The organism is Pseudomonas danubii, assembly GCF_042980055.1.
Lineage (GTDB): Bacteria > Pseudomonadota > Gammaproteobacteria > Pseudomonadales > Pseudomonadaceae > Aquipseudomonas > Aquipseudomonas danubii.
Map to the genome: position 1 here is coordinate 1902222 of NZ_CP116502.1, position 17827 is coordinate 1920048.

The 17827-nt window shown below is 62.8% G+C and carries 17 protein-coding genes; 9 read left to right on the forward strand and 8 right to left on the reverse strand.

Features of this window, described 5'->3' with window-relative positions:
- Positions 1-89: 89 nt before the first annotated feature.
- On the reverse strand, positions 90-992 hold the full coding sequence (locus PFZ56_RS08840) for a LysR family transcriptional regulator (protein WP_170001576.1): 903 nt from the start codon (positions 990-992) through the stop codon (positions 90-92).
- A gap of 172 nt (positions 993-1164) precedes the next feature.
- Between PFZ56_RS08840 and PFZ56_RS08845 the strand changes: the two genes are divergently transcribed.
- From PFZ56_RS08845 to PFZ56_RS08885, 9 genes are all read left to right on the forward strand, one after another.
- A complete protein-coding gene (locus tag PFZ56_RS08845) occupies positions 1165-2655 on the forward strand; it encodes an aldehyde dehydrogenase family protein (protein WP_110595448.1) in 1491 nt (496 codons plus the stop codon).
- A gap of 113 nt (positions 2656-2768) precedes the next feature.
- Complete coding sequence (locus PFZ56_RS08850) at positions 2769-4052, forward strand: FAD-binding oxidoreductase (protein WP_170001575.1); 1284 nt, start codon at positions 2769-2771, stop codon at positions 4050-4052.
- Positions 4053-4416: 364 nt separating this feature from the next.
- A complete protein-coding gene (locus PFZ56_RS08855; protein ID WP_102881998.1) occupies positions 4417-5553 on the forward strand; it encodes a branched-chain amino acid ABC transporter substrate-binding protein in 1137 nt (378 codons plus the stop codon).
- Between the two features lie 161 nt (positions 5554-5714).
- The gene (locus PFZ56_RS08860) at positions 5715-6629 is read left to right on the forward strand and encodes a branched-chain amino acid ABC transporter permease LivH (protein WP_102862931.1); all 915 of its coding nucleotides are present in this window, start codon (positions 5715-5717) and stop codon (positions 6627-6629) included.
- Between the two features lie 2 nt (positions 6630-6631).
- The gene (gene livM / locus PFZ56_RS08865; RefSeq protein ID WP_102862932.1) at positions 6632-7927 is read left to right on the forward strand and encodes a high-affinity branched-chain amino acid ABC transporter permease LivM; all 1296 of its coding nucleotides are present in this window, start codon (positions 6632-6634) and stop codon (positions 7925-7927) included.
- Entirely contained in the window at positions 7924-8796 is an 873-nt protein-coding gene (locus PFZ56_RS08870) for an ATP-binding cassette domain-containing protein (protein ID WP_102862933.1), read from the forward strand. The genes livM and PFZ56_RS08870 overlap by 4 nt, the downstream gene beginning before the upstream one ends.
- On the forward strand, positions 8793-9509 hold the full coding sequence (locus tag PFZ56_RS08875; protein WP_170001574.1) for an ABC transporter ATP-binding protein: 717 nt from the start codon (positions 8793-8795) through the stop codon (positions 9507-9509). Before PFZ56_RS08870 ends, PFZ56_RS08875 begins: the two co-directional genes overlap by 4 nt.
- Positions 9510-10404: 895 nt before the next feature.
- Positions 10405-11166 (forward strand): SDR family oxidoreductase, encoded by a 762-nt coding sequence (locus PFZ56_RS08880; RefSeq protein ID WP_123391289.1) that lies wholly within the window; start codon positions 10405-10407, stop codon positions 11164-11166.
- Between the two features lie 236 nt (positions 11167-11402).
- On the forward strand, positions 11403-12308 hold the full coding sequence (locus PFZ56_RS08885; RefSeq protein ID WP_102862935.1) for a cation diffusion facilitator family transporter: 906 nt from the start codon (positions 11403-11405) through the stop codon (positions 12306-12308).
- 73 nt (positions 12309-12381) lie between these two features.
- Here the strand turns inward: PFZ56_RS08885 and PFZ56_RS08890 are convergent, their stop codons facing one another.
- The 7 genes from PFZ56_RS08890 to PFZ56_RS08920 all read right to left on the reverse strand — a co-directional run bounded on the left by PFZ56_RS08890 (position 12382) and on the right by PFZ56_RS08920 (position 17696).
- Positions 12382-13521, reverse strand: a complete 1140-nt coding sequence (locus PFZ56_RS08890) for an AGE family epimerase/isomerase (RefSeq protein ID WP_170001573.1) — start codon at positions 13519-13521, stop codon at positions 12382-12384.
- A gap of 218 nt (positions 13522-13739) precedes the next feature.
- Positions 13740-14312: a HupE/UreJ family protein gene (locus PFZ56_RS08895; protein WP_170001572.1), complete on the reverse strand. Its 573-nt coding sequence runs from the start codon at positions 14310-14312 to the stop codon at positions 13740-13742.
- Positions 14313-14349: 37 nt separating this feature from the next.
- Positions 14350-14964, reverse strand: a complete 615-nt coding sequence (gene ureG / locus PFZ56_RS08900; protein WP_047301379.1) for an urease accessory protein UreG — start codon at positions 14962-14964, stop codon at positions 14350-14352.
- Positions 14965-14973: 9 nt separating this feature from the next.
- Positions 14974-15648, reverse strand: coding sequence for an urease accessory protein UreF (locus tag PFZ56_RS08905; RefSeq protein ID WP_170001571.1), 675 nt, complete (start codon positions 15646-15648; stop codon positions 14974-14976).
- Positions 15645-16145: an urease accessory protein UreE gene (ureE, locus tag PFZ56_RS08910; RefSeq protein WP_170001570.1), complete on the reverse strand. Its 501-nt coding sequence runs from the start codon at positions 16143-16145 to the stop codon at positions 15645-15647. The genes PFZ56_RS08905 and ureE overlap by 4 nt, the downstream gene beginning before the upstream one ends.
- A 282-nt stretch (positions 16146-16427) precedes the next feature.
- Complete coding sequence (locus tag PFZ56_RS08915) at positions 16428-17060, reverse strand: TetR family transcriptional regulator (protein WP_102862940.1); 633 nt, start codon at positions 17058-17060, stop codon at positions 16428-16430.
- A gap of 168 nt (positions 17061-17228) precedes the next feature.
- Positions 17229-17696, reverse strand: coding sequence for a hypothetical protein (locus PFZ56_RS08920; protein ID WP_102881991.1), 468 nt, complete (start codon positions 17694-17696; stop codon positions 17229-17231).
- Positions 17697-17827: the final 131 nt, after the last annotated feature.

A 17827-nucleotide genomic window follows, 5' to 3' on the forward strand; every position in this document is an offset into this window, starting at 1 on the left:
GCGGCGGGCCATTCTCCTGCGATAGGCGCTGGCTGGCCAGCGAATGGGGCTTCGGCCGTGCCTGGGCCCCATCGCCGGCAAGCCGGCTCCTACGGGAGGGGAGCATCGTTGTGTTCGAGCATCCAGCGCACGAAGTCGCGGACCTTGGGCACTTCCGCTGAGTGTTCGGGGTAGGCCAGGTAGTAGGCATCCTGGCTGGGCATGGCGTACTTCCAGGCGATCACCAGCTTGCCCTCGGCCAGTTCCTCTTCCACCAGGAAGCGTGGCAGCAGCGCCACGCCACAACCGACCTGGGCGGCGCGGATGCACATATAGAAGGTTTCGAAGCGCGGGCCGTGATAGCTGTGTTCGGTCTGGTAGCCCTGCTGTTCAAACCATTCGTGCCAACCCTGGGGGCGCGAGGCGTTTTGCAGCAGGACCAGATCGGTCAGTTGCCGCGGGTCGGTCAAGGGTTCGGCGGGCAGGCTATCCGGGGCGCAGACCGCCACCAGTTCTTCGCTGAACAGTTTCAGGCTCTCGGTGCCGGGGCGCGAACCTTGGCCGAAGTAGAACGCCAGGTCGGCGTGGCCCTGGAGCAGTTCGTCCGGCTCCTGCTCGTTGCACAGGTCCAGGTGGATATGCGGATGGCGCAGGCGCCAGCCCTTGAGGCGCGGCACCAGCCAGCGGGCGCCGAAGGTGTAGGGCGTGGACACCCGCAGCACTTCGGTCTCGCCGCCGTAGGAGCGCAGGTAGTGGGTGGACATCTCCACCTGGGTAAGGATCTTGCGCACTTCCACCAGATACAGGTCGCCGGCCGGGGTCAGTTGCAGGCGGCGGCGGACCCGACGGAACAACAGGTGCTGCAGCAGCTCTTCCAGCTGCGCCACCTGCTTGCTGACCGCGCTCTGGGTCAGATTGAGTTCCTCGGCGGCGCGGGTGAAGCTCAGGTGCCGGGTCACGGCCTCGAAGCACTGCAGGGCAGTGATTGACGGCAGGTAGCGTTTGTTGAGCATGGGTGGTCCTTGTTCTTATCGGTGCTGGATGCCGGCTCAGCATGAATAAACGGAATGATATCTCGCTTAAAGGTCGTTTGTTGGCAAGTCTCAGGCCAGCTACAACTACAGGCCTTGATGGCCGTCGCAGCGGTCGGTTTTTTTGGCTATTCATCTGTAAGGAGTGACCCCCATGGTTGCCGCATTGCTTGATCGTCTGGGTGTGAACCCGGCCCTGTACCAGTCGGGCACCCAGCCTGTGCATTCGCCGATCGACGGCAGCCGGATCGCCGCCGTGAACTGGCAGGGCGCCGCCGAAGTGGAGCAGCAGGTCAGTCGCGCAGAGCATGCATTCGCGCTATGGCGCAAAGTCCCGGCCCCCCGTCGTGGCGAGCTGGTACGGCAATTCGGTGAGGTGCTGCGCGAGTACAAGGCCGATCTGGGCGAACTGGTTTCCTGGGAAGCCGGCAAGATCACCCAGGAAGGGTTGGGGGAAGTGCAGGAGATGATCGATATCTGCGACTTCGCCGTCGGTCTGTCGCGCCAGCTCTATGGCTTGACCATCGCCTCCGAGCGTCCCGGTCACCACATGCGTGAAACCTGGCATCCCCTGGGTGTGGTGGGGGTGATCAGTGCCTTCAACTTCCCGGTGGCGGTCTGGGCCTGGAACACCGCCCTGGCGCTGGTCTGCGGCAACCCGGTGATCTGGAAACCCTCGGAGAAGACCCCGCTCACCGCCCTGGCCTGCCAGGCGTTGCTGGAGCGGGTGCTGAAGAACTTCCAGGACGCTCCCGAGTACCTGAGCCAGGTGATCATCGGTGGCCGCGACGCTGGCGCCGCCCTGGTGGACGATCCACGAGTGGCCCTGATCAGCGCCACCGGCAGCACCCGCATGGGCCGTGAAGTGGCGCCGAAAGTGGCCGCACGCTTTGCCCGCAGCATTCTCGAACTGGGCGGCAACAACGCCATGATCCTCGGCCCGAGCGCCGACCTGGACATGGCCGTGCGCGCCATCCTGTTCAGCGCCGTCGGCACCGCCGGCCAGCGTTGCACCACCTTGCGCCGGTTGATTGCCCACGAGTCGGTGAAAGAGGAAATCGTCACCCGTCTCAAGGCCGCCTACTCCAAAGTGCGCATCGGCCACCCCCTGCAAGGCAACCTGATCGGCCCGCTGATCGACAAGCACAGCTTCGACGCCATGCAGGACGCCCTGGAACAGGCCCTGAGCGAGGGCGGCCGGGTGTTCGGTGGCCAACGCCAGTTGCAGGACCAGTTCCCCAATGCCTATTACGTGTCGCCGGCGATTGTCGAAATGCCGGAGCAGAGTGATGTGGTGTGCAGCGAAACCTTCGCCCCGATCCTCTATGTGATCGGCTACAACGACTTCGAGGAAGCCCTGCGCTTGAACAACGCCGTGCCCCAGGGCCTGTCGTCGTGCATCTTCACCACTGACGTGCGTGAAGCCGAGCAGTTCATGTCGGCGGTGGGCAGCGACTGCGGGATTGCCAACGTCAACATCGGCCCGAGTGGCGCGGAGATTGGCGGGGCCTTTGGTGGCGAGAAGGAAACCGGCGGCGGCCGCGAGTCCGGCTCCGATGCCTGGCGCGGTTACATGCGGCGCCAGACCAACACCGTCAACTACTCTCAGGAACTGCCGCTGGCCCAGGGCATCACCTTCGATTGAGTCTTTTCGCGAGCAGGCTCGCTCCTACGGGGAGGTTTGTAGGAGCCAGCTTGCTGGCGAACAGCGGTCAATGCGTTTCAGCGTCTGTGGTGGGTTGATTTCGGAGTCTGGCAATGGCGCTACAAGAACAATGTCTATGGGAAAAACTGACCCCACAAAGGCCTGACAATGCGCCGCTCAAGGGCGAGCTGACGGCGGATGTGTGCATCATCGGCGCCGGCTTCACCGGCTTGTCGGCGGCCGTGCATCTGCTGGAGCAAGGCAAACGGGTCTGTGTCGTCGAGGCCCACCGCGCCGGGCAGGGCGGTTCGGGGCGCAATGTCGGGCTGGTCAACGCCGGCCTGTGGATTCCCCCGGACGAGATCGAGGCCGGTTTCGGCGAGCAGGTGGGCAGCCAGCTCAACCGCATGCTCGGGGCCGCGCCGTCCCTGGTGTTCAGCCTGGTGGACAAATACCAGATCGATTGCCAGTTACGCCGCGAAGGCACGTTGCACATGGCCCACAACGCCCGGGGCGAAGCTGACTTGCGCAGCCGCGAGGAGCAATGGAAGCGCCGTGGTGCGCCGGTGGAACTGTTGACCGGTGCCGCCTGTGAAACCGCCACCGGCACCCGGAAGATCGCCGCCGCCTTGCTCGACCGGCGCGCCGGTACCCTCAACCCGATGGCCTACACCACCGGACTGGCCAAGGCCGCGATCAAGCTCGGCGGCCAGTTGTTCGATCATTCCCCCGTCACTCGCCTGGAACGCCAAGGCCAGCGCTGGTCGGTGCAGACCGATCAGGGTTCGGTGCTGGCCGAGCAGGTGGTGATCGCCTCCAACGCCTACACCGAAGGCGACTGGACCGAGCTGCGGCGCAACTTCTTCCCCGGCTACTACTACCAGGTGGCCTCGGCGCCGCTCACCGAAGAGGCCGCCCGGCAGATCCTGCCCGGAGGCCAGGGCTCCTGGGATACCCGCCAGGTGCTGAGCAGCATTCGACGGGATGCCGATGGCCGCTTGTTGCTGGGCAGCCTGGGCAACGGCAACCAGAAACCCCTGTGGTTCCTCAAGGCCTGGGCCGACCGGGTGCAGCAGCATTACTTCCCCTACCTCAAGCCGGTGGAGTGGGAATCCACCTGGACCGGCTGCATTGCCTTTACCCCCGATCACTTGATGCGTCTGTTCGAACCGGCACCCGGCCTGGTGGCTGTCACCGGTTACAACGGCCGTGGCGTCACCACCGGCACCGTGGTCGGCAAGGCCTTCGCCGACTACCTGTGTAACGGCAATCCCCAGGCTTTGCCGATTCCCTTCGCCCCCATGCAGCCCCTGGCCGGAGTGGGGCTGCGCAGTTGTCTGTACGAGGCTGGATTTTCCCTCTACCACGCGGGCCAGTGCCTGCGGATCGTCATCTGAACAAGGAAATAAACAGTCGGGGACGACGCTTTTCGATGCAGCGACTAGCCTGTAATGGTGCGGCTCGTAGCAGTCTCGCACCAGCAGTGTGCAGTTCGGTGACGCGGGCTGTTACAGCAGGGTTGCACGTTGAATTGTGTCGCGGTTGCAATGATGGCACGCATGGGTTGCGCCCATTAAAAAGCAGGGTTTTACCTTCCGCGGTTTAGACGGTTGCACGCCCAATAAAAATGGGCTCGAAACAGTCGAAATAACAATAAGACAGCGACTTTTTTCAGAATAAAAAACCACTGGCACGGCGCTTGCTCTGAGCAATTCTAGTGAAGTCGCAGTGCCAACTAAAAAAACCTTGGAGCACCACCTCATGTCCCAGACGTTTTACAAGAAAGGCTTTCTGGCCCTCGCAGTGGCAACTGCGCTGGGTGTTTCTGCGTTTGCTCAAGCCGACCTGAAGATCGGCGTAGCGGGTCCCATGACAGGCGCCAATGCGGCATTTGGCGAGCAGTACATGAAGGGTGCACAGGCAGCGGCTGACGAGATCAATGCCAAAGGCGGGGTCAACGGCGAGAAGATCGTCCTGGTCAAGGGCGACGACGCCTGCGAACCGAAGCAGGCCGTGGCCGTGGCCAACCGCCTGGTGGACCAGGACAAGGTGGCGGGCGTCGTGGGGCACTTCTGCTCCTCGTCGACCATTCCGGCTTCCGAGGTGTACAGCGACGCCGGTGTGATTGCCATCACCCCGGGTTCCACCAACCCCCAGGTCACCGAGCGTGGCCTGTCCGCGATGTTCCGTATGTGCGGGCGTGACGATCAGCAGGGCATCGTCGCCGGCGACTACATCGTTGACGTGCTCAAAGGCAAGAAAGTCGTGGTGCTGCACGACAAGGACACCTACGGCCAGGGCCTGGCGGACGCCACCAAGGCACAGCTGACCAAGCGCGGCGTGACCCCGGTGCTGTACGAGGGCCTGACCCGTGGCGAGAAAGACTTCAGCGCCGTGGTGACCAAGATCCGCGCTGCCGGTGCCGACGTGGTGTACTTCGGCGGCCTGCACCCGGAAGCCGGTCCGCTGGTACGCCAGCTGCGCGAGCAGGGCCTGAAGGACGTCAAGTTCATGTCCGACGACGGCATCGTTACCGACGAGCTGGTGACCACCGCCGGCGGCCCGCAATACGTCGACGGTGTGTACATGACCTTCGGCGCCGACCCACGCTTGCTGCCGGACAGCAAGGCGGTGGTGGATGCCTTCCGCAAGGCCGGCACCGAGCCTGAAGGCTACACCCTGTACGCCTACGCGTCGGTCCAGGCCCTGGCCGCCGGCTTCAATGGTGCCAAATCCAACAAAGGCGAAGACGCCGCCAAGTGGCTCAAGGCCAACCCGGTGAAAACCGTGATGGGCGAGAAGTCCTGGGATGGCAAGGGCGACCTGAAGATCTCCGACTACGTGGTCTATCAGTGGGACAAGGACGGCAAGTACCACCAGCTGGAAAAACAGAAGTGACATGAGTCCGAACGAACCGGTACTACCCCCTGGTACCGGTTCGTACTCGTGCAGTACTTGCCTTTTCTCGTAGAGCTGCACAACGGACGTGTTGCGCGGACCGGTGATCCCTGTCCGTCGCTGACGCCCTGTGCCGTCTCTCAAGTCCGTGAGATTGCGTTATGGATGGTATTTTCCTGCAGCAACTGATCAATGGACTGACCCTCGGGTCTGTCTATGGTCTGATCGCCATCGGCTACACAATGGTCTATGGCATCATCGGCATGATCAACTTCGCCCACGGCGAGGTTTACATGATTTCCGCTTACCTCGCGGCAATCAGTCTGGCTCTGCTGGCCTACTTCGGCATTGAATCCTTCCCGCTACTCATTCTCGGCACCCTGGTCTTCACCGTGGTGGTGACGGGGATCTATGGCTGGGTCATCGAGCGCGTGGCCTACAAACCCCTGCGCAACTCCACCCGCCTGGCACCGCTGATCAGCGCCATCGGTATCTCGCTGATCCTGCAGAACTACGCGCAGATCAGCCAGGGCGCCAAGCAGCAAGGGGTTCCGACCCTGTTGGCCGGCGCCTGGAAAGTCGATATCGGCACCGGCTTCGTGCAACTCACCTACACCAAGATCTTCATCCTGGTGGCGGCGTTCGCCGGCATGGCGCTGCTCACCTACATCATCAAGTACACCAAGCTGGGGCGCATGTGCCGGGCCACCCAGCAAGACCGCAAGATGGCCTCGATTCTCGGCATCAACACTGATCGGGTGATCTCCTACGTGTTCGTCATCGGCGCGGCCATGGCGGCCCTGGCCGGTGTGCTGATCACCATGAACTACGGCACCTTCGACTTCTACGCCGGCTTCGTCATCGGCATCAAGGCGTTCACCGCAGCCGTGCTCGGCGGCATTGGCTCGCTGCCCGGAGCGATGCTCGGCGGGATCATCCTCGGGATCTCCGAGTCGCTGTTCTCCGGCTTGATCAACTCCGACTACAAAGACGTGTTCAGTTTCTCGCTGCTGGTGCTGATCCTGATTTTCCGTCCCCAAGGCCTGCTGGGTCGCCCACTCGTGGCGAAGGTATAAGTATGTCTGCTGCCAATAAACCGATTGATATCAAGAAGAGCGTCATCGACGCCGTACTGGCCGGGCTGATCTCGCTGATCGTGTTCGGCCCCATCGTGGGCGTGGTCCTGGATGGCTACAGCTTCAACCTGGAACCGACCCGGGTCGCCTGGCTGGTGGCGATCGTCATGGCCGGCCGCCTGGCCCTGAGCCTGTTCCTGCAAACCCCCAAGGGCCTGAAGATTCTCCAGGGCTTCGAGACCACAGGCTCTGGGGTGCATGTGCTGGCGCCGGACTACAAGTCGCGGTTGCGCTGGATCATTCCGGCGCTGATCGTGATCGCCATCGTGTTCCCGTTCTTCGCCAACAAGTACCTGCTGACCGTGGTCATCCTCGGCCTGATCTACGTGCTGCTGGGCCTGGGGCTGAACATCGTGGTGGGCCTGGCGGGGCTGCTGGACCTGGGCTACGTGGCGTTCTACGCCATCGGCGCCTACGGCCTGGCCCTGGGTTACCAGTACCTGGGCCTGGGCTTCTGGAGCGTGCTGCCCCTGGCGGCGATTGCCGCCGCGCTGGCGGGGTGCATATTGGGCTTCCCGGTGCTGCGAATGCATGGCGACTACCTGGCCATCGTGACCCTGGGCTTCGGCGAGATCATCCGCCTGGTGCTTAACAACTGGCTGTCCTTCACTGGCGGCCCCAACGGTATGCCGGTGCCATCGCCGACGTTCCTGGGCCTGGAGTTCGGTCGCAGGGCCAAGGACGGTGGGGTGCCGTTCCACGAGTTCTTCGGCCTGGAATACAACCCTAACCTGAAGTTCCTGTTCATCTACATCGTGCTGTTCCTGGTGGTGTTGCTGGTGCTCTACATCAAGCACCGGTTGACCCGCATGCCGGTGGGCCGGGCCTGGGAAGCCCTGCGTGAAGACGAGATCGCTTGCCGCGCCATGGGCTTGAACCACGTGCTGGTGAAACTCTCGGCCTTCACCATCGGTGCCTCCACCGCCGGTCTGGCCGGGGTCTTCTTCGCCAGCTATCAGGGCTTCGTCAACCCGTCCTCGTTCACCTTCTTCGAGTCGGCGCTGATCCTCGCCATCGTGGTGCTGGGGGGCATGGGCTCCACGGTGGGCGTGGTGATCGCGGCCTTCGTCCTGACCGTGGCGCCGGAGCTGCTGCGCAGCTTCTCCGAGTACCGGGTGCTGCTGTTCGGCATCCTCATGGTGTTGATGATGATCTGGCGACCGCGGGGGCTGATCCGCATCAGCCGTACCGGGGTGACGCCACGCAAAGGTGCTCTGACTGAGGGGAACGCGCCATGAGCGAATACATTCTTTCGGTCGAGAACCTGATGATGCACTTCGGTGGCATCAAGGCCCTCAGCGACGTCAGCCTCAAGGTCAAGCGCAACTCGATCTTCGCCCTGATCGGCCCCAACGGCGCCGGCAAGACCACGGTGTTCAACTGCCTGACCGGCTTCTACAAGGCCTCCGGCGGGCGCATCGAGCTCAATACCCGGGGCCAGCAGACCAACGTCATCAAGCTCTTGGGCGAGCCATTTCGTGCCACCGATTTGGTGTCGCCGAAAAGCTTCGCCAGTCGCCTGTACTACAAGATGTTTGGCGGCACCCACCTGGTGAACCGCGCCGGGTTGGCGCGGACCTTCCAGAACATTCGCCTGTTCAAGGAAATGTCCGTGGTGGAAAACCTGCTGGTGGCCCAGCACATGTGGGTCAACCGCAACCTGCTGGCGGGCATCCTCAACACCAAGGGCTACCGCCAGGCGGAAAGCGCCGCCCTGGACCACGCTTTCTACTGGCTGGAAGTGGTGGACCTGGTGGACTGCGCCAACCGCCTGGCCGGCGAGCTGTCCTACGGCCAGCAGCGGCGCCTGGAGATCGCCCGGGCCATGTGCACCCGGCCGCAGATCATCTGCCTCGACGAACCGGCCGCCGGCCTCAACCCCCAGGAAACCGAAGCGCTGAGCGCGATGATCCGGCTGCTGCGCGACGAGCACGATCTGACCGTGGTGCTGATTGAACACGACATGGGCATGGTGATGAGTATTTCCGACCACATCGTGGTGCTGGACCACGGCAACGTGATCGCCGAAGGCGGACCGGAGGCCATCCGCAACGATCCGAAGGTGATCGCCGCCTACCTGGGTGCCGACGAAGAGGAGCTGGTATGAGTCAACCCATACTCGAACTCAAGGATCTGGATGTGTACTACGGCCCGATCCAGGCCCTGAAGAAAGTCTCGCTGTACATCAACGAAGGGGAAACCGTGAGCCTGATCGGCTCCAACGGTGCCGGCAAATCGACCCTGCTGATGTCGATCTTCGGCCAGCCCCGGGCGGAGTCCGGGCAGATCCTTTATCGCGGCGTGGACATCACTCACAAGTCGTCCCACTACATTGCCTCCAACGGCATCGCCCAGTCGCCGGAAGGGCGCCGGGTGTTCCCCGACATGACCGTGGAAGAGAACCTGCTGATGGGCACCATCCCGATTGGCGACAAGTACGCTAGCGAGGACATGCAGCGTATGTTCGAACTCTTTCCACGGCTCAAGGAGCGGCGTACCCAGCGGGCCATGACCATGTCTGGCGGTGAGCAGCAGATGCTGGCCATCGCTCGGGCGCTGATGAGCCGGCCCAAGCTGCTGTTGCTGGATGAACCGAGCCTGGGGCTGGCGCCGATCGTGGTGAAGCAGATATTCGCCACCCTGCGGGAGCTGGCGGCCACCGGCATGACCATCTTCCTGGTGGAGCAAAACGCCAACCATGCGCTGAAGCTGTCGGACCGCGCCTACGTGATGGTCAACGGCGAGATCCGCCTGAGCGGCACCGGCAAGGAGCTGCTGGTCAACGAGGAAGTGCGCAACGCTTACCTGGGCGGTCACTGACGGCCCGGTCTGTGGATAAACCATGCCCCGTCGGTTCACGCCGCCGGGGCATTTTTTATCCACAGTTTTCACCCGCCCCGTAGGCGCTGGCTTGCCAGCGGAACGCCCCCTGCCTATGGCAGCTGTTCAGATTCCGTTGTGCGTCCGGGATTTGCCGGCAAGCCGGTTCCTGCGGACTGAGTGCGGGCATTGGCAACCGCGGGTGCGCAGAAGGGCAGCCGGCGTCCGACAATTGTGGAAAACATTATTCCCAAGCTGGCAAAGCGCGGCATAAAGACGCTGCAAACAGTTGTTTTTCCACCGTTTTGACTTGTCCCCGTTTGCTGTGGAGCGGGCTGTGGGTAACGTGGGAGTAGCTGGCTGGAAGCCTTTGTTTACGTGGCCTGCAAGCAATTGATTGTTTTTTGATCATGGCTTTTTGAGCAACTCGAAGACGCGCTTGTCAACCTTTTTATTGTCGCAGCCGTACCCGCAAAAGACTCTGGATAAGCCTGTGGATAAGTCTGTGACTAAACTCTGGAAAGACTGCTCTGGGCGGCGTAGTTACTGGCCTCTGGCCTTATACACTTTGACCGCTCGGTCATCTTTTTTGCGGCCACCTGCATGGACAGCCTCTGCGGGTCAAGCAAAAAACTTCCCATGATCCGCTGCAAGCCCTGTGTACAGCGGCTTTGCGCGATTTGCACTTGCCCCCAAAGACTGTGGACCGGCCTGTGGATAAGGTGCGGGCATGTGGCTGCAGGCCTTGCCGGCCATAGCTTTCAGCCATGTGAGCGTTTTTTGTACAGTGATAGCGGATATCCAGCGCTTCTGTTGCCGCCCAGAGCCGGGCCGGGCATGCTGCGAAACGCTTTTTTATCGTAACGGCGGCTCGCCACCCAGCAAGGAGAACACCATGACTTCCACACTGTTCATTACGGGCGCGACGTCCGGTTTTGGCGAAGCCTGCGCCCGTCGTTTTGCCGAGGCCGGCTGGTCGCTGGTGCTCACCGGCCGCCGCGAGGAGCGCCTCAACGCGCTGTGCGCAGAGCTCTCCAAGCAGACCGAAGTGCACGGCCTGGTACTCGATGTGCGGGACCGCAAGGCCATGGAAGCGGCCATCACCAACCTGCCGCCGTCCTTTGGCAAGTTGCGCGGCCTGATCAACAATGCCGGCCTGGCCCTGGGCGTCGACCCGGCGCCCAAGTGCGACCTGGATGACTGGGACACCATGGTCGACACCAACATCAAGGGCTTGATGTACAGCACCCGTCTGCTGCTGCCGCGGCTGATCGCCCATGGCCGGGGCGCCGGGATCGTCAACCTGGGCTCCATTGCCGGCAACTACCCGTACCCGGGCAGTCACGTCTATGGCGCGAGCAAGGCCTTCGTCAAACAGTTCTCCCTGAACCTGCGTTGCGACCTGCAGGGCACTGGCGTGCGGGTCACCAACATTGAGCCGGGCCTGTGCGAAAGCGAGTTCTCCCTGGTGCGTTTCGCCGGCGATCAGGCGCGCTACGACGCCACCTACGCCGGGGCCGAGCCGATCCAGCCCGAGGACATTGCCGATACCATCTTCTGGGTTCTCAACACGCCTGCCCACGTCAACATCAACAGCCTGGAGCTGATGCCGGTGAGCCAGACCTGGGCCGGCTTCGCCATCGAGCGCAAGGTGTAGCCGCTGCCGCAGGCTGCGACAGGGCCGCCAGGCCCTCCAGCGGTTGCAAGACCTGGGCCTGCTACGCAGTTAGTCGCAACCTCCGCCATGGCTCGGCAGTGACTACAGTTGTACTTGGAAACACATAAGCTGATTCGTTTCAGCTGAAGGTCAGCCTTGGCAGGGTAGAATTCCGCCCCGAAATTTCACTGCCGCCTCACTCAAGGCGGTGTTTTTGAAGTTCGATAGGAGGAGTTGTGAGTAACCGAGGTGAGCAGGTTCTGCTCAAACAATCGACTGTACTGATGTTCGCCGTGGCGATCGCCGGTATCGTCACGGGTTTTGTTTCTGGCGCCCAATCCATTTTGTTCGATGGGTTTTTTTCCCTGATCGCGACCTTCATCAAGGTCCTGATGCTGATCACTGCCAAGCTGATTGCCAAGGAAAGCAACCACCGTTTCCAGTTCGGCTTCTGGCACCTGGAACCCATGGTGCTGCTGATCGAAGGCAGCTTCCTGCTGTTGATCGCCATCTACGCCTTTCTTAACGGTGTGTTCGGCATCATCAATGGCGGCCGGGAGGTCGAGCTGGGGATGGTGATCTTCTACGCCGGGTTCTTTGCGGTAACGGAGTTCGCCTACTTCTTCTATGTGCGCCGGCGTAACCGCAAGCTCAAATCGTCGCTGATCCAGTTCGACAACATCAGCTGGCTGGTGGACGCAATGCTCTCGGTGGGGCTGCTGGTGAGTTTCATCATCGCCTTGCTGCTCAAGCAGTACGGGCATGGCCAGTGGGCGGTGTATGTCGACCCGGCGATCCTGATCCTGCTGGCCCTGAGCATGCTGCCGCCGGCCTTGAAGATCCTGCGGCCGGCGTTGCGTGATGTGCTGGGCATCGCTCCGGACCAGCTGGATGAAAAGGTGCGCAGCGTGATGGAAGAGGCCATGGTTGCCTATGGCTTTCAGGAATACATTTCCTACGTGCAGAAGCACGGCCGGGCGCGTTTCATCGAGATCCATATCGTGCTGCCGGCGGACTATCCGCTGCAGGATGTGGCGACTTTGGACCGCTTGCGCGAGGAGATTTCCAGTGAGTTGGGAGAGGCCGACGCAGCGCGCTGGCTGACCATCAGCTTTACCGGGGATCGCAAGTGGATCGTTTGATGGGCGGTGCGCTTTTCGCCGACCAGCCGTCTCCTACAGGGGGCTTGCAGGAGCCGGCTGGCCGGCAGAGGTTTCAGGCAAAATATTCCGCCAGCCCGCGATAACAGGTCGCCAGGTGATAAGGCGTGGTCGATGGCATATCCCGCCGGCTGACCGCGCCACTGGCATCCAGGCATTCATTCCAGCCCCCTGCATGCAGGAAATGCGCGTGCAGCGCCTTGAGCTGACGCAGCAGGGGCGCCTGGCTGTCCGCACGCAAGGTCAGGGCACGCAAGTACTCGGCCTGGGCCCAGATGCGCTGGGTGGCGTCCTTGATGGGGGCACCCGGTTGCAGGTCGAGCATGGCGCACACCGCGCCGCTCTGCGGGTCGACACCAAGCTGCTCGGCAAACGCGAAGGCACGACTCAATGAGGCGTGCAGCGGGTTGCTGCGCAGCAACGGCGAAGAGTCGAGGAGGAAGAACCACTCGAACTGATGCCCTGGCTCGAACCAGTTATCCACAGCCCCCAGGGGCTTCTCCAGCATCACTCCGTGCTGCGGGTCGATGAACTGCTGCTGCATGGCCTGGCACAGCTCCAGCAGTGCGGTTTGTACCGCGGCGTCTTCGCGTACTGCCAGGATTGCGAGAAAGGCTTCGGCCAGGTGCATCAGCGGATTCTGCAGGGGCCCGGAACCCAGTACGGACCAGTCCTCGGCGAGGCTGGCTTCGTAGAGTTCATCGCTCCGGGCAAAGCGCAGGGCTACCACTTCCAGGGCGGCATTGAGCACCGACTCCACCAGCGGCTCGCGGACCTTGGCCCAGTAATGAGCGCAGGCGAAGAGGATAAAGGCGTGGGTGTAGAGGTCCTTGCGCCGATCCAGCGGCGCGCCGTCGGCATCGATGCTGTAGAACCAGCCACCGTGCTCGGCATCGTGGAAGTGCCGCTGCAGCGAGCGGAACAGCGCGGCGGCCCGCTCTTGGGCAAAGGGGGCGGCGGCATCACCGATCAATTGGGAGAACAGGTACAGCTGCCGGGCACAGGCCATGGCTCGATAGCGCTGCGGCGGCAATGGCCGCTGTTCGGCGTCCAGCGCCTCATAGGGCAGTGCCAACTGCGGATTCCAGCCCGGACCTTGCCACAGCGGCACTATCACCTTGTGGAAATGCTGCTGCATGGCGTTGAACAGAGCGCTCGATTCAGGCGAGGTGGCGGAGCGGGATACATCGGGCATTGGCTGGCGTCGTCACGGCAGGTTTGAGTGCGCGACATGTTACCAGAGAAGCCCCCCAAGGCGGCTTGCCCGCCGAGCACGGCAGATGGGTAGGAGCCGGCTTGCCAGCGAAGGCGGCCTAAAGATCACGTCAGCCTTGCAGGAGCTGGCTTGCCAGCGAACGAGGCCCGCAAGACCGCCTTCGCCGGCCAGCCGGCTCCTACAGAAGAGGGCAGGGATCAGCCAGCCAGCAACCACACGCCCGTTGCGGCCGAGGCGGCACCGGCCATGCGCACCAGCGGCGCCGCCGCCTGCGGCAGTACCCGCACCACGGCATAACCGGCGGCATGCAGGGCCGCGGTGGCCGCGACAAAACCGGCGGCATAGGCCCAGGGGCTGGACATGTCTGGCAGTTCCAGGCCATGGGCCACGCCATGGAACAGGGCAAACAGCGCAGTGGCGGCGAGCGCCAGGCTCAGTGGTGGGCGCACCGCCAGGGCCACGGCCAGGCCCAGGGCCAGTACCGAAGCGGCAATGCCGCTTTCCAGGGCCGGCAGGTTCAGCCCTTCGAAGCCCAGCAGGCCGCCAATCAGCATGGTGCCGACAAAGGTGCAGGGCAGTGCCCAGCGCGCCGCGCCTTGTTGCTGGGCGGCCCACAGGCCGACCGCAAGCATGGCCAGCAAGTGGTCGAGGCCGCCGATGGGGTGGCTGATACCGGCCATCAGGCCGTTGTCGCCGTGGCCCGGGTGAGCGAAGGCCAGGGCCGGGGTCAGCAGCAGCACCAGGGCGCCGAAGAGTGATTTCAGGGTCATGAGTGGCTTCCTTGTTGAGCGTTTTTCAGGTTCGGTTTCAGGCCGCGGTCAGCAGCCCTTGGCGTTCGATGAAGGCGATGATGTCTTCCAGGCCCTGGCCGGTCTTCTGGTTGCTGAAGACGAACGGCTTGCCGCCGCGCATGCGCTGGGTGTCGCTGTTCATCATCTCCAGAGAGGCGCCCACCAGCGGCGCCAGGTCGATCTTGTTGATCACCAGCAAGTCGGATTTGCAGATGCCCGGGCCCCCTTTGCGCGGCAGCTTGTCGCCAGCGGAAACGTCGATCACATAGATCGTCAGGTCCGACAGTTCCGGGCTGAAGGTGGCTGAAAGGTTGTCGCCGCCGGACTCCACCAGGATCAGATCGAGCCCCGGGAAGCGCCGGTTCAACTGGTCCACCGCTTCCAGGTTGATCGAGGCGTCTTCGCGGATCGCGGTGTGCGGGCAGCCGCCGGTTTCCACGCCGATGATCCGCTCCGGCGCCAGGGCTTCATTGCGTACCAGGAAGTCGGCGTCTTCGCGGGTGTAGATATCGTTGGTCACCACTGCCAGGTTGTAGCGCTCGCGCAGGGCCAGGCACAGGGCCAGGGTCAGGGCGGTTTTTCCGGAGCCCACCGGGCCGCCGATGCCGACACGCAGAGGTTGTGCGTTCATGAGTTTCTCCTAGGAACGGAACAGGCGGCTGTACTGGCGCTCGTGGGCCATGCTCGCCAGGGACAGGCCGAAAGCGGCGCTGCCCAGGTGGTTGGGGTCAAGGTGGGTGGCGTGGCGCTGGGCCTCTTGCAGCTGCGGCAGCAGCTCGCTGGTCAGACGCTGGGCCGCCTGTTGGCCCAGGGGCAGGGTTTTCATCAGCACCGCCAGCTGGTTTTCCAGCCAGCTCCAGAGCCAGGCCGCCAGGGCGTCTTCGGGGTTGATGTGCCAGGCGCGGGCGGCCAGGGCCCAGCCCAGGGCCAGGTGCGGTTCGTCCTGGTGCGCCAGCAGCTCCCGAGCGCCGCCGTCCAGTTCCGGCAGGCCTTCGAGCAATTGCTTGAGGGAATAGCCCATTTGCCGGCTTTCCTGGTACAGCTCGCGGGTTTCACGGCTGGCCCGATGTTCTTCGCAGAGTTGCTGCAGCCTGGCCCAGTCCTGATCTGCGGCGGCCTGGCAGTGGGCGAGCAGCAGCGGAGCCTCGAAGCGCGCCAGGTTGAGCAGCAACTGATCGCTGATCCAGCGCCTGGCACTGTCCGGGTCGTTCACCCGTTGTTGCTCCACTGCCATTTCCAGTCCCTGTGAATAGCTGTAGCCACCGATCGGCAGCTGTGGGCTGGCCAGGCGTAGCAGGGCCCAGGCTGGGTTCATTGACGCACGCCGAACTGGTGCAGGCGCGGCGGGTAGTTGAAGTCTTCATCGCCGTGGCGCGAATGATGGTGGCCGCCACCGTAGGCGCCGTGTTCGGGCTGGAACGGCGCCTCGATGGTTTCAGCGCTGGCGCCCAGTTGTTCAAGCATGGCCTTGAGCACGTAGTCATCGAGCAGGCGCAGCCAGCCGTCGCCCACCTGCAGGGCCACGTGGCGGTTGCCCAGGTGATAGGCGGCGCGGGTCAGTTCGAAGGCATTGCGGCAGGTGACATGGAGCAGGGTTTCCGGGCGGGCGCAGACCTTGACGATGCGTCCGTCCTCGGCCGCCAGGAACTCACCGTCGTGCAGGGGCGGCTGGCCGCGCTCCAGAAACAGGCCGACGTCTTCGCCTGTGGCACTGAAACAGCGCAGACGGCTTTTGCTGCGAGCCTCATAGGTCAGGTGCAGCTCGGCGGACCAGGTGGCTTGGGGTTCGGTTCTGCGGTGGATCACCAGCATCGGAAAGCTTCCAGCTATGAGCGATACACAAGCCAGAGCAAGGGCCTTGCCAATCGCCCGGAGGAGAGGAAAAACCCTTTGTCGACACCGGAACTGCGCCTGAAAAAGGGGCAAAACCTTGTTTTATCTTGTTACAAAATGGCGCGCTGAGCTGATTTATAGCACTGAGTTGGTGCGCTGGAAATATTTTTGCTGCAATCCGGTGCCGGGCCGACGAGCAGGCGCAAACGCGCTACCCAGAGCGGGGCACGCCGATTGAAAAGGGGCGAGGGGCAGGCTGTATTACTCGGTGCTGCCCAGGCCTTGCCAGTGCTTCAGGCCGATGAAGATGAAGCGCAGTTGCTGGGTGATCTTCGCCTGCGGCGTCAGGTGTTCAGGCAGGGCCTGGGCCGGGGGATCGATGATGTCCGGCAGAGTGGCGAACACGCTCTTGACGATCAGGTCGGCCATGACGCTCAGGTCGGCGGCATTCAGATGCTGCAGCTTGGGCATCAGGGTCAGGTCGGCAGCCAGGTCCGAGCTGATGTTCTCGCGCAGGGTGGCGATGGCCTGGCGCACCGGCAGCGAGCCGCCGTATTGCTCACGGGCCAGAAACAGGAATTGCGCGCGCTTGGCTTCCACGACATCAAGGAAGATGCGCACCGAGGCGTCGATGATGCCGCCCATGACGAATTCGTTGTGGCGTACCAGGCGGATGGTTTCGCGGAAGGTCTGGCCGACCTCGCTGACCAGTTCCAGGCCCAGTTGGTCCATGTCGCTGAAGTGCCGATAGAAGCCGGTGGGCACGATGCCGGCGGCTTTGGCCACTTCCCGCAGGCTCAGGCTGCCGAACCCACGACCACACTCCATCAGGTGCCGGGCGGCATCCATCAAGGCGTTGCGGGTCTGTTGCTTCTGTTCGGCGCGGGGCAGCATCGGCGGGGCGTTCTTTGCTCAATGGGAGCGGCGCACTCTAGCAAATCAACTTTGCCGGAGTCGAACTGGAGTCAGGCGAGAGCGGGGAAGGTCAGGGCTAAAATGCCGGGGCCATAAAAGCCAAAGCCCGATCCAGGGATCGGGCTTTTTTTAAGGGCCAGCATGGCCTCAGCTCGCTGCTTGATGACGTTCAGCCAGGCGATCAGCGCCGCCTTCGGCAACGGTCTGACCTTGAGGCGTGCGGCTGTAGCCGTCTTCAACCAGGCCTTTCTCTTCCAGGCGATCACGGCCGCCTTCAGCTACGTTCTGGCCTTGTGGGGTGCGGTCGTAGCCATCTTCGGCAACGCTCTGGCCTTGTGGGGTACGGTCGTAGCCATCTTCAGCAACGCTCTGGCCTTGTGGGGTGCGATCATAGCCGTCTTCGGCAACGCTCTGACCTTGTGGAGTGCGTTCGTAACCGTCGGCAGCGACTTTGTTGCGTTCGATCAGACGGTCCGAACCGCCTTCGGCCAGGGTCTGGGTGAACACGCTGTGGCTGGCCTTGACCTGTGGAGTGGCTTGTTCAGCGGCTGGCAGGGCGAAGGCGTTGGCAGCCAGAACGGATAAGGTCAGGCTCAGTAAGAGGTGGCGTTTCATGATGGGTTGCTCCTTGGTAGGGCGATAAAGTGGGTACGGAGCTAATGTTACCGCCGCAAAATCGATATAAAAGTTCATAAACACAATGGTAATAATCAACGGAATTGATTGTTTGCCTCGAAGGCTCTAGC

Bases quoted from the DNA above. Each gene is read 5' to 3' on its own strand.
- PFZ56_RS08855 (WP_102881998.1), top strand. From the start codon at position 4,417: ATGTCCCAGACGTTTTACAAGAAAGGCTTTCTGGCCCTCGCAGTGGCA.
- PFZ56_RS08905 (WP_170001571.1), bottom strand. From the start codon at position 15,648: ATGAACCCAGCCTGGGCCCTGCTACGCCTGGCCAGCCCACAGCTGCCG.
- PFZ56_RS08920 (WP_102881991.1), bottom strand. From the start codon at position 17,696: ATGAAACGCCACCTCTTACTGAGCCTGACCTTATCCGTTCTGGCTGCC.
- ureG (WP_047301379.1), bottom strand. From the start codon at position 14,964: ATGAACGCACAACCTCTGCGTGTCGGCATCGGCGGCCCGGTGGGCTCC.
- PFZ56_RS08860 (WP_102862931.1), top strand. From the start codon at position 5,715: ATGGATGGTATTTTCCTGCAGCAACTGATCAATGGACTGACCCTCGGG.
- PFZ56_RS08895 (WP_170001572.1), bottom strand. From the start codon at position 14,312: ATGACCCTGAAATCACTCTTCGGCGCCCTGGTGCTGCTGCTGACCCCG.
- PFZ56_RS08875 (WP_170001574.1), top strand. From the start codon at position 8,793: ATGAGTCAACCCATACTCGAACTCAAGGATCTGGATGTGTACTACGGC.
- PFZ56_RS08890 (WP_170001573.1), bottom strand. From the start codon at position 13,521: ATGCCCGATGTATCCCGCTCCGCCACCTCGCCTGAATCGAGCGCTCTG.
- PFZ56_RS08870 (WP_102862933.1), top strand. From the start codon at position 7,924: ATGAGCGAATACATTCTTTCGGTCGAGAACCTGATGATGCACTTCGGT.
- PFZ56_RS08880 (WP_123391289.1), top strand. From the start codon at position 10,405: ATGACTTCCACACTGTTCATTACGGGCGCGACGTCCGGTTTTGGCGAA.
- livM (WP_102862932.1), top strand. From the start codon at position 6,632: ATGTCTGCTGCCAATAAACCGATTGATATCAAGAAGAGCGTCATCGAC.
- PFZ56_RS08850 (WP_170001575.1), top strand. From the start codon at position 2,769: ATGGCGCTACAAGAACAATGTCTATGGGAAAAACTGACCCCACAAAGG.
- PFZ56_RS08915 (WP_102862940.1), bottom strand. From the start codon at position 17,060: ATGCTGCCCCGCGCCGAACAGAAGCAACAGACCCGCAACGCCTTGATG.
- PFZ56_RS08840 (WP_170001576.1), bottom strand. From the start codon at position 992: ATGCTCAACAAACGCTACCTGCCGTCAATCACTGCCCTGCAGTGCTTC.
- PFZ56_RS08845 (WP_110595448.1), top strand. From the start codon at position 1,165: ATGGTTGCCGCATTGCTTGATCGTCTGGGTGTGAACCCGGCCCTGTAC.
- ureE (WP_170001570.1), bottom strand. From the start codon at position 16,145: ATGCTGGTGATCCACCGCAGAACCGAACCCCAAGCCACCTGGTCCGCC.